The organism is Pseudomonas lopnurensis (assembly GCF_015070855.1).
Classification (GTDB): Bacteria; Pseudomonadota; Gammaproteobacteria; order Pseudomonadales; family Pseudomonadaceae; genus Stutzerimonas; species Stutzerimonas lopnurensis.
The window spans coordinates 120,885-132,512 of sequence record NZ_JADDIX010000091.1 but is presented as its reverse complement, the minus strand read 5'-3'; the positions used below and the strand labels follow the sequence as shown (position 1 = coordinate 132,512).

Below are 11,628 nucleotides of genomic sequence, written 5' to 3'. Positions count from 1 at the left end.
GAACAACTCCTTACGGGTCTGCTTGCGCTTGCCGGCGTACTCGGCGTCTGCAAAGGTCATCTGCTTCATCGGGAAACTCAGGCAACGGGATCGGCGTATTTCACCAGAAACGGGAAGTCTTCTTCAGGATTTCCCTAGAAACTAACCCCGCAGTTTGGTTTCAACTCAAAGATTTTGATGACCCTACCCCAAGCGGGGACGGTTTCGGTGAATTGCGGCCTGATGGTAGCGTCCAGGGCGGGGCTTTCCTAACCAGTGTCGAGGGACGGGCTTATGCCGTCGCGAATGAACACCGAATTGGCGGCGCCAGCGGTGTGAAGATGACGGGAAGCGGCCTGCTCAAGCACCAGACCGACATCGATTACGGCGAATGGTCTGCAGGCCTGCTGATTACTGCCAATCCCAAGGACTTTAAAGCTGGAGCCCAGGCGGTGGATATCCGCACCTGGGTGTCGGGTAGCTTCGGTGACTTCGTACGGCAAGCTCTCTCGAAGAGGTAGAACCCGATCCCAGCCGCAAGCGTACGACATCACTGGCGTCTGCTTCTGGCCGGTTAGCGCCCTTTGTCATGACTGACGATGCTTGTCCTCCCTCATGTGGAGGATAAAACCATGGAAACCATTGCTAGCTGTAGCCGCCAACCTTGGAACAAAGAAAAACTGGTTGGGCAGAAAGCCCCGCTTCGTCTACGAGATATCTGGGCGATCCGGGTAAGGCTTCAAATCGCGGAGCGAGCCCGGGATCTGGCTCTCTTCGATCTCGCCATCGACAGCAAGCTTCGAGCCTGCGACTTAACCAAGCTCCGTGTGCGTGATGTTGCTCATGGCGAGCGAGTGTCATCGCGGGCCATCGTGATGCAGCAGAAAACCCAGCGGCCAGTTCAGTTTGAAATCACGGAGCAAACACGTGTTGCTCTCGAAGCTTGGATACGTCAGGCACAGCTCCGGAGCGAGGACTGCCTTTTCCCGAGTCGGTTACATAGCTCAGGCCACCTCCCCACTCGGCAATACGCACGGATCGTCAAAGCCTGGGTGAGAGCAATTGGTCTTGATCCCGCCTTGTACGGCACTCACACCATGAGGCGTACCAAGGCATCCCTGATCTATCGCCGGACGAAGAACCTGAGAGCAGTTCAGTTGCTGCTCGGCCATACAAAGCTTGAGAGCACCGTTCGGTATCTGGTAGATGACGCCTTGGAGATGGCAGAGCAGACGGAGGTTTGACTGTGCATGGCGACGGTCCGATTCGGGCCGTCGCTAACCGGCCAGAAGCTGACGTTGGGATCGCCCAGTATCTCAATGCTTAGTTTCGAAAGTACTCCAATTCCTTTACAAGCCTCAATGCTTCCTTTTGGATTGCTGCAGGGGGTAAGTACCAAGGAGGATTATCCTCATTAGGGTTCACGAAGTTATAGATTCGGAAATTGGTATATGTCTCGCAGTAGCCCTGCTCGTCATCATATGTCTCGAGCTCATCATAGAAAAAATCGTTTTGATTGAGGTTTCTCAACAGATATTTAGCAGCACAATATGCCTGCCGGAGATATGGCAATGCGTAAATTCGCGCGGAGTGATATGAAATGAGGTTTAGCTGACGTATTCCCTCACTGTAAGTTATGGGGTCTTCAGACCAAAGCTTACGAATTGTTTCGTCATATGTTTGAGCAACACTATGGCTGGCATCAAAAAGCTCAACAAAATAATTGAGGCCTTTCAATATGCTAATATTGACTCTCGGATTCAATCCGAGCTGCCTAAGTGCCTCGACATCTAACTGATCAGTCAGACTTCTGCAGCCAGAAATAGTCACCGAACAAGGTGCCGCGTTAATGGCTGAGTTGAGTTTTTTAATTGCCCAATCCAGACGTTCAATGTCTAGCCCTTGCAGATATGGATATCTTGCCGCGAACCCATCCAACGCCCCCCGCTTCATACAAAGCAAAGGGCTCTCCAGTAAGTGACTTTTAATTTCAGTCCATCCCAGGATATAGATCCAGGGCAAGCATATATCAGGGGTGACCGGGAAACGTCTTTCTTTTCTCTGTATCTCTTCTGTTTCTTTATTTCTCTCATCAACCCAATCCTGGAGTGAGGATTTGACTCTCTCGTTTGATATCAGAAAGAAATAGTGTGATACCGCTGCTCCGTATTTCTTTAGTTTTACAATTTCTTCATCTAGATCGCTAGGATATAGGTCTTTAACAAGTTTGCACTGCGCCACCGCCAAGCTTGTCTTGCATTTTATGTCGATGCCATATTGCTTATCCCCAGACGCTCCCTTGAAAGTAATGTATCCTGGGCTTACTTTGTTATATATAGCTATCTTTTCCTTCTTTAGTATTATTTTGAAAAGATCAAGGCAGAAATCTTCGAATACTGTTTCACTATCCGGTGGTCGGAGATTTTGAATGCTGCTTGAGATTGATCGTCCTAGTGGCTTAATCACGAGGTGTCCTATCTAGTGATACCTGCGAAGGCTACGCATTGGGGCTGATATTTTCTATTGCGCTGCTACGTTGTAACTAGGGTAGTACCCCTATTCTGGATCTATCAGAATCCGCTAGGTCTTGCGCTGGAACATCGGGAAAAAACTGGTCTGGGGTTTGAGCTTGATTGTATCTTTGATGTCGATCTGGCTCGCTTTACGCCGTGTTCCACCTGACGGAGTAATGATCTCGAGGTCGGGATTCTCGATCATTGTCACGTGAATGTCGTCGCTATGTGCTGGGGTGTGGTTGTAAATGCGGCCATAGAACTCGGCCATGTTCAGTGCATCACCAAACTCGGAAATCAACTTGGGTATGTCGTCATGAAGCTGACCTTTAGTCTCATCCCGCGCATTCATATCAAATAGGTAAAGGGTGCCTTCTTCCTGGGGGTCGTGAGCCAGCATATTCAGCCCCGAGCGACCGAAGTGAGCCTGGGACTTGCTGTTCTTGTGCAGAACGTTGTTGTATACCTGACGTGCCCGGTAAGAGCTGGCAAGGTGTATAAGCCAATAGCGCCATCCCTGAGGGTTGTTGATGGAGAAGGGGCTGACGAACTGTGCGCATTTCTGGAAGGCAGAGAAGACGATGTTTTCTGCTGTTCCAAGCCATTGGCGATTGCTCATTTTTTCGGATAGTAGGTCGAGATCGAGTTTGCTTATCGATAGATGCGACAATTGTCGCTCGAGGATCTGCGGATTATTTTTCTGCAGGTAAGTCAGCAGCGCAGTAATCATGAAGGTGTAGAAGATCTCGGTCGATGTGTCCGAACTCATGATGTCACGCAGTGTTTCGGTCGTAACGTGGCTGTGTCCGCACTGATCCAGGTTGAACAGAATATTGCGGAATCTACCTCGCTGCAGGTACTCCTTAATTAGCGGGTAGATTTTCTCGAACTCATCGTTCAGATATTCGATTTGGACTGATAGATACTCGCTTGAGTCAACGTACTCCACGAGGACTGGGGATATATGCGTTTTGAGGGAGTCTAGTGCAGCTGGCTCATAGTCGTTGAGCACCATGGTGCATTCAATGCGGATAGGGGCGAGGTTCTGCACCACCCGATTCACATTGATGGAATTAATTGCTCGATGAAGTTCTTGAATGAAGATCAGAGGGGAGCCAGGTGCTCCACATTTGTACCGTCCTCCGCCTGCAAAGCCATCCACAATAGCTAGGCGGAAACGCTCCATTTTAGGTATCTGGCAGCGGGTGATGACGTACTCGTAGAAATACTCACGGAGGATCTGGTGCTTCATTCTCGAATGGTCAGCCAGTTCAGCACCGTCTTCCCACTCGTACTTCTTTCCTACCATCTCAATGTCCCTATCAAGCCGTTATTTTTCTATCCTGGGAAGTAAGGCCTACGATGTTGACGGGCATTTCATCCCAAGTCTTGCCTCGGTACTCACGTCCATTCGCTTTCTTGGATCGACGAATGTTGTCCTTGCCCCAGGTTCCCCACTGTTTGAAGAAGAATGCCGTATTGCTCTCAAGGCATTGAGCATAGATCTCATCGATCCAGCCCTCCTTGATCTGGCGGGCCTTATTACCGCTTTCACCACCAACGATGGCCCAGTCTATCCCTGTTAGATCAATCGGCCCCACAGGGCCAATTAAAGGCTCAAACGAGATAAACCGAATCTGAGCCGGGGTCTCCTTGATGTGCTCAACACGAGAGACGGTCTCGCCGTTCTCAATCGATGTGCCGAGCCATACGTTAGGAAGAACCTCGCGGATGATGTCCTGGAGGATGTGCTTCATTCGCTCAGGGCGCTTCGTCAGGATCTGATAGTTATGCTGCGGGGTCTCTCGCATCACTCTCCATACGTCCTGGATGAAGCCATCGCTGACCTGCTCGTGGAACAGGTCGCTCATGGAGTTAACAAACACCTTACGAGGCTTTTTCCAGCGATAAGGGATTTCGAGTGACTCCCTATCCTCGATGACCTTGCCATTCCAAACCACACGCTTGTTCTTCTTGCGGGTCAGACCGATGTACTTGGTCATACCCATGGATTCCAAACGCCTGGCCATTTCCATGGCGTAGCAGTTCTTGCAGCCTGCGCTGATGATTGAGCAGCCAGCCACCGGGTTCCAGGTGGAGTCAGTCCACTCGATCTGTGTCTCTGCCATGTCCTAGTCCTGCCCCCCATTCGTTGGCGTTCCTGATTGGTACGCCTGAGACCCGAGCGAGAGAAATTTGGTTGCTATCTTAGAGAATGCCTGGCCGAAAGAGCAGGCGCTTGTGCCTGAAAGTGATCAAGTCATTACGAAGTGATATGCCTGTATGGATAGCCAGTATAGTAAGTCTGAGCAAAGAAAGGTGGCTGATATATAGCGGCAGCCACCGTCAGCTCCTGGCCGTTTGCTGCCGCTCAGGGCCGTTATTCGGCAGGTGAACCGACAGCCAGAACGACCGCAACGCCAACCCGCTTCGCCGCACGCTCAGCGCTTCGTCACAATCCGCGCCGGTCAATAACCGACGCATGCTTCGCCATCAGCTCGGCGATCCAGTCGATGAACACCCGCAGCTTGGCGCTGACATGCCGGTTCGGGGGGTAGGCCACGTACATGGGCATCGGGTCGAGTTGCCAGTGTTCGAACAGCGGCACCAGTTCGCCACGTGCCAGATGCTCCCGGGACATGTAGTCCGGTAGCCAGAGGATGCCGAGGCCGGCCAGGCCGGCGGCGAGGTAGGCGTTGCCGTCGTCGACGGAGAGCACGTAGCGGCCGAGCACCTCGACGCGTTCACCGTTGCCGTGCATGGTGTACGGAAAGACCTTGCCGGAGCGCGCCCAGAGGAAGCCGACGATGCGGTGGTGGGTGTCTTCCAGCGCGCGCGGGTGTGCGGGCGTGCCGGCGCGTTCCAGGTAACTCGGCGCTGCGTAGACGCCGAGGCGCAGGTCGCCGACGCGGCGGGCCACCAGCGACTGGTCGGTGATTTCCCCGCCGCGCACCACGCAGTCGACGTTCTCGTCGATCAGGTCGACCGGGCGATCGCTCACGCCCATGTCGAGCTGGATATCGGGGTAGCGCGCATGGAAGGCCGGTAGCGTCGGCACCAGGATCATGCGCGCGAACGGGCTGGGCACGTCGACCCGCAGCCGGCCCCTGGGCGCGGCCGAGGCGCTGGACAGGCTGGTCTCGGCATCGTCCATGTCGGCCAGCAGGCGCACCACGCGTTCGTAGTAGGCGGCGCCGTCGGCGGTGACGTTGACCTTGCGCGTGGTGCGGTTGAGCAGCCGGACGCGCAGCCGTGCCTCCAACTGCTGTACCAGCTGGGTGATGCTGGTCTTGCTCATGTGCAGGGTCTCGGCCGCTTTGGTGAAGCTGCCGGTTTCCACCACGCGGGCGAATGCCTGCATCGCGTCGAAACGGTCCATCGCTGCTCCTGTCTTCGCCGTGATTGTTTGGATTTCGCGAACAGTGTTGGCTGGACTCGCGAGTTTATCCAGGCGGTGGGCGCCCCTACAGTTCCTCCATCGTCAATTACGGGCCGGCACGGCCCACCGATGGAGGTGACTCTCATGGCCAAGCGTGACGTTGTTTTCCCTGCCGGGCGCCAGGCACTCTACGAGCGCAATCGCTATTCGCCGGCGATCCGTTCCGATGGTTTCCTGTTCGTTTCCGGGCAGGTCGGCAGCCGCGAGGACGGCTCGCCCGAGCCGGAGCTGGAGGCGCAGGTCCGGCGCGCGTTCGAGAACCTGAACGCAATCCTGAAAGAGGCGGGTTGCACCTTCGACGATGTGGTCGACGTGACCGTCTTCATGGTCGACCCCGAGGCGATCTTCGAGCGGGCCTGGAAGGTGGTGGTGTCCGAGTATTGGGGCGAGGCGCCGTACCCGACGGTGACCGCCGTCGGCGTAACCTGGCTCTACGGCTTCCAGTTCGAGATCAAGGCGATTGCGAGGGTGCCGGGGTGAACACGGCGATGCGGCGGTATTGGTGGGCTGAAGCCCACCCTACGGTGGGAGCGGGACCATGAACGCTACGACAGCCCTTGTCCAGGCATCACCTGAAGAAATGGCTCGGCGTTTTCCCGAACTGTTTTTTGAACATGGTGGCGAACGCGCTCGGGCTGTCGTAACCCAGCGCGCCCGCGACGTCGATGATCCTTTCCCCCACGGCAATGCGCTCCAGTGCCAGCAGCAGCCGTGCTTGCTGCCGCCAACGACCGAACGTCATGCCCGTTTCCTTGCGAAACAGCCGCCGGATGGTCTTCTCATCGAGATTCAGCCGCTCGCTCCAGTCCGCCAGCGTCGAGCCATCGCCCGGATCATCCTGCAGGGCCGCGCAGATCGTGCCGATCCGTTGATCGACCGGCTGCGGCAGCTGCAAGGGGCAAGGTCGGCAGGAGGGTGAGTTCGTCCAGGATCAGGCGCATGATCCTGGCCTCGCGCGAATCCGGGTCATAGGGCGCCCTGATGGCGACCGAGCTCTTGATCAGCTCGCTCAGCAGCGCGGAAATGCTCACGGCGCGGGTCTCGCTTGGCAGTTGCGGAAATTCGTCCGTGCGCACGAAGCTTCACCGGGCCCACGCAGCGAATCGAGTGGACCTGCCCGCTGGGCATCCAGATGCCCCGGCTGGGCGGCACGGTCCACTGGCTCGCTGCGGTGTAGACAACCATCACGCCTTCGATGGCATAGATCAGCTGATGTTTGGCGTGGGCGTGAGGGGCGATGTACCAGCCTTCCGGGTAATCGGTCGCGCTGCTCACGACCGCCCAGGGCACTTCGTCCATTTCAGCCAGAAATTTTTCCAACGGCCTGGGCATGATTCCCTTTTCGCGAGGGTGCTCGCCTATATCGAGCGAGACAGGCAATTTCATGAGTATCTAGGATAGCGGCAGCGCTCGGGGCCAGAACAGAAATGGTATCGAACCATCGGCTTTTCCCCGCGCCCTGGTCGTTCCAGCAACGTTCTGCTTCTTGCTGGACGGCCTTGCGCCCCTCCTTTTCCTGTCCGGATGACTTGCGATGTCCAGCGTTACCACCCCTTCGGCGACCGCCTCGGTCGCCAGCCAGGCCAGCCCCCTGGTCATGCGTGTGATCGGCGCCTGCGCCCTGGCGCACCTGATCAATGACCTGATCCAGGCGGTGCTGCCGTCGATCTATCCCGTGCTCAAGGCCAACTACGGCCTGACCTTCACCCAGGTGGGCCTGATCACGCTGACGTTCCAGCTCACTGCATCGCTGCTGCAGCCCTGGGTCGGTTACCACACCGACCGCCATCCCAAGCCCTGGCTGCTGCCCGCCGGCATGGTCTGCACCCTGGTCGGCATTCTGATGCTGGCCTTCGTCGGCTCCTTCGCCTCCATCCTCATGGCCTCGGCCCTGGTAGGGATCGGCTCCTCGACCTTCCACCCGGAAACCTCGCGCGTCGCGCGTCTGGCCTCGGGCGGTCGCTATGGCCTCGCACAGTCCACCTTCCAGGTCGGCGGCAACGCCGGCAGCGCCTTCGGCCCGCTGTTGGCGGCGGCCATCGTCATTCCCTACGGCCAGGGCAGCGTCGCCTGGTTCGGCCTGTTCGCGGTGTTCGCGATCCTGGTGCTCTACGGGCTGAGCCGCTGGTACCGCAACCACCTGAATCTGTTCAAGCTCAAGCAGGGCGGCCAGGCGACCCATGGCCTTTCCCGGGGGCGGGTGCGGCTCGCACTGGTGGTATTGGCGCTGCTGGTGTTCTCCAAGTATTTCTACATGGCCAGCTTCACCAGCTATTTCACCTTCTATCTGATCGAGAAGTTCGGTCTGTCCATCGCCAGTTCCCAGCTCTATCTTTTCCTGTTCCTCGGCGCCGTCGCGGTGGGCACCTTCTTCGGTGGCCCCGTCGGCGACAGGATCGGTCGCAAGAAGGTGATCTGGTTTTCCATCCTCGGCGTAGCCCCCTTCACCCTGGCGCTGCCGTACGTCGATCTGTTCTGGACCGGCGTGCTGAGCATGGTGATCGGTTTCATTCTGGCTTCTGCATTCTCCGCCATCGTGGTCTTCGCCCAGGAACTGGTGCCGGGCAACGTCGGCATGATCGCCGGGGTCTTCTTCGGCCTGATGTTCGGCTTCGGCGGTATCGGCGCCGCGCTGCTCGGGCACCTGGCGGATATCCATGGCATCGAGTACGTCTACCGGCTGTGTTCCTATCTGCCGCTGCTCGGCATCCTGACGATCCTGCTGCCTTGCAGCAGACGCTCCTGAGGCGCTGCGTCAGGGAAGACGCTATGGTTACGGGGGTTCGAGCCCGCATGGAGGAAGAAGACCATGAAGATCGCGGTAACCAGTGTGCTCGTCGACGACCAGGCGAAGGCCCTGGCCTTCTACCGGGACGTGCTCGGTTTCGAGCTCAAGCACGACATCCCCATGGGCGAGCATCGTTGGCTGACGCTTGTTTCGCCCGGCGATCCCAATGGGGTCGAGCTGCTGCTGGAGCCCGATGCCCATCCCGCGGCCAAGCCGTTCAAAGCGGCGATCAAGCAGGATGGAATACCCTTCACCTTCTTCGCCGTCGATGACGTACAGGAGGAATACGCCCGGCTTTGTGCGGCCGGTGTCCGTTTTACCCAGCCGCCGACGGCCATGGGCGCGGTCACCCTCGCCGTGTTCGACGACACCTGCGGCAATCTCATCCAGATCGTCCAGCAGGATTGAACCCAGACGGCACCTGCGAACGGCTGTTGGCCTCCCGGCGAGATCGTTCTGGCGGTGCCGTTTCGGTCCTTGACGGGTGACAGTCGATACCAGCACCGGCGGATCGCGACCGATGTCAGTCGTCTTCGGTCCCCGCCACGGGAGTGGCGGCTTCCGCAGGCGCCGATCGTTTCCCGCTGAGCTGGTATACCTTGTGTTCCACCCGGCGCTGCGCGCCGTTTTGCGGGTCCGCCTCGAACAGGCTTTCCACATGCGTCAGGGCGATCTCGAAGCCGGCCGTGTACAGCGCCGCCAGTTCCTCGTCCACGCCCAGGGCCTGCTGCAGGCTGGCGCCTTCCTCCGCATCTTCCAGGGTCAGCAGGAAGACCCTGGCGGTATCCGACACGATTCGCCGCAACTGCGCCACGTAACGGCTGCGCAGGATGGGCGGCAGGGCGGTGAGGGCGGCCCGGTCGTAGACACTGTCGACTGGCCCCAGGTCGGCTTCGCGCAGGGCGAAGTAGTCGCCGCAGAGGATGCCGATGCGGCCATGTCGCCACAGGGTGAAGCGGCCCTGCCGCCGCTTGCTGGGGCGTAGATGGTTTTCCCTGAAGAAGGCCTCGATCGCCAGGGGGCTCAGTTCCACGCCGATCACGTCGTGGCCCTGCTCGGCCAACCAGAGCATGTCCAGGCTCTTGCCGCACAGCGGGACGAACACGCGGCTGTCCTTGGCCGGGGCGAAATCGGGCCAGAAGCGGCTGAGCAGCAGGTTGACGCCGCGCTGGTGGAAATCGGTGTGGCGCTCGCGCCAGAGTTGCAGCCAGCGCTGATTGTCGTGGTCGGTCATGGCCTGCCCTGCGAGTGGTGCGTAATGGGCACAAAGCTTCGCGGGAAGCGCCATGCATGGGAAACGCTGCGCCCGCCCGACCCGGGGGCCGGGCGGGGCGTTCAGATCTTGCGCATGTGAATGTTCAGCGTCTGCACCCGGTAGGCGATCTGCCGGGGCGTCATGCCGAGCAGGCGGGCGGCCTTGGCCTGGACCCAGCCGGCCTGTTCCAGCGCGGCGATGACGCGTTCGCGGTCGTCGAGGCTGTCGTCGGCGAGGTTGACTTCGGGGACCGGCGCCAGCGGCGTGGCGTCGTGGTCGAGGCCGGTCAGGGAGACCACGTCGCGGCTGATGGTGCCGTCCTCGCTCATGATGGCCGAACGTTCCAGGCAGTTTTCCAGTTCGCGTACGTTACCCGGCCAACGGTGGCTCATCAGCAGGCGCAGCGCGCTGTCGGTCAGCTTGAGCGTGCGGCCCTGCTGGCGGGCGATCTTGTCGAGGAGGAATTCGGCCAGCTCCGGAATGTCGGCACTGCGCTCGCGCAGCGGCGGGACGCGGATGGCCATGACGTTGAGGCGGTAGTAAAGGTCTTCGCGGAACTTGCCTTGCTCCACCTCGTGCTCCAGATCGCGGTTGGTGGCGGCGACGATGCGCACGTTGACCTTCACCGTCTGGGTGCCGCCGACGCGCTCCAGCTCGCCTTCCTGCAGCACGCGCAGCAGCTTGGCCTGGAACATCGGCGAGATCTCGCCGATTTCGTCGAGGAACAGGGTACCGCCGTCGGCCTGTTCGAAGCGGCCCTTGCGCTGCTTCACGGCACCGGTGAAGGCGCCTTTCTCGTGGCCGAACAGTTCGGATTCGAGCAGGGTCTCCGGCAGCGCGGCGCAGTTCAGGCGCACCAGCGGCTGGTGCGCGCGCGGCGAATTGTAGTGGATGGCGCTGGCGATCAGTTCCTTGCCGGTGCCGGATTCGCCGAGGATGAGCACGGTGCTGTTCCACTTGGCGACCCGCCGTACCTGGTCGAACACCCGGCGCATGGAGGCGGTGTGGCCCACCACCATGTTCTCGAAGCCATACTTGGCGCGGACTTCGCGGCGCAGTTCGTCGCGCTCGTCGACCACCTCCTGGCCGTCTTCGATGTTCACCACCAGGCGCACGGTCTGCGCCAGCAGGCGGGCGACGATTTCCATCAGGCGGGTGCGTTCGGGCATCAGTTCGTCGGCGCGGCGGTCGGGTTGCGCCGCCAGCACGCCGATGGTGGTGCCGTCGATGGCCTTGATCGGCACGGCGATGAAGGGCAGGTCCATGTCGTACAGCGCCAGCCGGTCGAGAAAGCGCGGCTCGGCATCGATGCGGCCGAGCACCACGCTGTTGCCATGCTTGAGGATGTTGCCGAACACGCCTTCGCCGATGCGGTAGCGGGCGCTTTCGCAGGCCCGCACCACGGCTTCGGAGTCGCTGTGCACGGCGCCCACCTGCAGGCTGCCGTCCTTCGGGTTGCAGATGGAGACCAGCCCGTGCAGCAGGCCGAGGTCTTCGTGCAGCACGGCGAGGATTTCGGCCAGCAGTTCCTCGATAGGGCGGCCGCGGTTGAGGATGCGCGCGATCTGCGCCAAGGCCTGTAGTTGAGCGTCCAGCAGTTCGCTGCGGGTCGGCGTGATGGGGCGTTCGGCGAATGTGGCGTTCATGCGAGCTC

Annotated in this window: 11 protein-coding genes and 1 pseudogene; 5 read left to right on the top strand and 7 right to left on the bottom strand. The window is 59.2% G+C overall.

The genetic code is table 11. From position 1 onward, the window contains the following. Both IN820_RS19010 and IN820_RS19005 read left to right on the top strand, forming a co-directional pair. Positions 1–500, top strand: a 500-nt coding sequence (locus IN820_RS19010) for a hypothetical protein (RefSeq protein WP_193682450.1), incomplete at its 5' end; no start/stop codon positions are given. Positions 501–611: 111 nt separating this feature from the next. Continuing rightward, entirely contained in the window at positions 612–1,223 is a 612-nt protein-coding gene (locus IN820_RS19005; RefSeq protein ID WP_193682449.1) for a tyrosine-type recombinase/integrase, read from the top strand. Positions 1,224–1,302: 79 nt separating this feature from the next. On the opposite strand, the gene IN820_RS19000 is transcribed toward IN820_RS19005, so the two are convergent. From IN820_RS19000 to IN820_RS18985, 4 genes are all read right to left on the bottom strand, one after another. Further along, positions 1,303–2,445, bottom strand: coding sequence for a hypothetical protein (locus tag IN820_RS19000; RefSeq protein ID WP_193682448.1), 1,143 nt, complete (start codon positions 2,443–2,445; stop codon positions 1,303–1,305). Positions 2,446–2,559: 114 nt separating this feature from the next. Then, positions 2,560–3,801 (bottom strand): three-Cys-motif partner protein TcmP, encoded by a 1,242-nt coding sequence (locus IN820_RS18995; RefSeq protein ID WP_193682447.1) that lies wholly within the window; start codon positions 3,799–3,801, stop codon positions 2,560–2,562. A 13-nt stretch (positions 3,802–3,814) separates the two neighbouring features. Further along, positions 3,815–4,621, bottom strand: a complete 807-nt coding sequence (locus IN820_RS18990; protein WP_193682446.1) for a DUF5131 family protein — start codon at positions 4,619–4,621, stop codon at positions 3,815–3,817. A 323-nt stretch (positions 4,622–4,944) separates the two neighbouring features. Continuing rightward, complete coding sequence (locus tag IN820_RS18985; RefSeq protein WP_193682445.1) at positions 4,945–5,871, bottom strand: LysR family transcriptional regulator; 927 nt, start codon at positions 5,869–5,871, stop codon at positions 4,945–4,947. Between the two features lie 144 nt (positions 5,872–6,015). Between IN820_RS18985 and IN820_RS18980 the strand changes: the two genes are divergently transcribed. After that, positions 6,016–6,411, top strand: a complete 396-nt coding sequence (locus IN820_RS18980; protein ID WP_193682444.1) for a RidA family protein — start codon at positions 6,016–6,018, stop codon at positions 6,409–6,411. 88 nt (positions 6,412–6,499) lie between these two features. Here the strand turns inward: IN820_RS18980 and IN820_RS18975 are convergent. Beyond that, positions 6,500–7,263 (bottom strand): annotated as a pseudogene (locus tag IN820_RS18975) (AraC family transcriptional regulator). Between the two features lie 202 nt (positions 7,264–7,465). Here IN820_RS18975 and IN820_RS18970 point away from each other — a divergent pair. Together IN820_RS18970 and IN820_RS18965 are read left to right on the top strand one after the other, a co-directional pair. Next, complete coding sequence (locus IN820_RS18970) at positions 7,466–8,677, top strand: MFS transporter (RefSeq protein WP_193682443.1); 1,212 nt, start codon at positions 7,466–7,468, stop codon at positions 8,675–8,677. Between the two features lie 63 nt (positions 8,678–8,740). Next, a complete protein-coding gene (locus tag IN820_RS18965) occupies positions 8,741–9,127 on the top strand; it encodes a VOC family protein (protein WP_193682442.1) in 387 nt (128 codons plus the stop codon). Positions 9,128–9,242: 115 nt separating this feature from the next. Here IN820_RS18965 and IN820_RS18960 read toward each other — a convergent pair whose 3' ends face one another. Both IN820_RS18960 and nifA read right to left on the bottom strand, forming a co-directional pair. Beyond that, complete coding sequence (locus IN820_RS18960; RefSeq protein WP_193682441.1) at positions 9,243–9,953, bottom strand: thiopurine S-methyltransferase; 711 nt, start codon at positions 9,951–9,953, stop codon at positions 9,243–9,245. A 101-nt stretch (positions 9,954–10,054) separates the two neighbouring features. Further along, on the bottom strand, positions 10,055–11,620 hold the full coding sequence (nifA, locus tag IN820_RS18955; protein WP_193682440.1) for a nif-specific transcriptional activator NifA: 1,566 nt from the start codon (positions 11,618–11,620) through the stop codon (positions 10,055–10,057). Positions 11,621–11,628: the final 8 nt, after the last annotated feature.

Coding starts and splice junctions, on each gene's coding strand:
- IN820_RS18980 (WP_193682444.1), top strand. CDS start 6,016: ATGGCCAAGCGTGACGTTGTTTTCCCTGCCGGGCGCCAGGCACTCTAC.
- IN820_RS18970 (WP_193682443.1), top strand. CDS start 7,466: ATGTCCAGCGTTACCACCCCTTCGGCGACCGCCTCGGTCGCCAGCCAG.
- IN820_RS19005 (WP_193682449.1), top strand. CDS start 612: ATGGAAACCATTGCTAGCTGTAGCCGCCAACCTTGGAACAAAGAAAAA.
- IN820_RS18985 (WP_193682445.1), bottom strand. CDS start 5,871: ATGGACCGTTTCGACGCGATGCAGGCATTCGCCCGCGTGGTGGAAACC.
- IN820_RS18960 (WP_193682441.1), bottom strand. CDS start 9,953: ATGACCGACCACGACAATCAGCGCTGGCTGCAACTCTGGCGCGAGCGC.
- IN820_RS18995 (WP_193682447.1), bottom strand. CDS start 3,801: ATGGTAGGAAAGAAGTACGAGTGGGAAGACGGTGCTGAACTGGCTGAC.
- IN820_RS18990 (WP_193682446.1), bottom strand. CDS start 4,621: ATGGCAGAGACACAGATCGAGTGGACTGACTCCACCTGGAACCCGGTG.
- IN820_RS18965 (WP_193682442.1), top strand. CDS start 8,741: ATGAAGATCGCGGTAACCAGTGTGCTCGTCGACGACCAGGCGAAGGCC.
- nifA (WP_193682440.1), bottom strand. CDS start 11,620: ATGAACGCCACATTCGCCGAACGCCCCATCACGCCGACCCGCAGCGAA.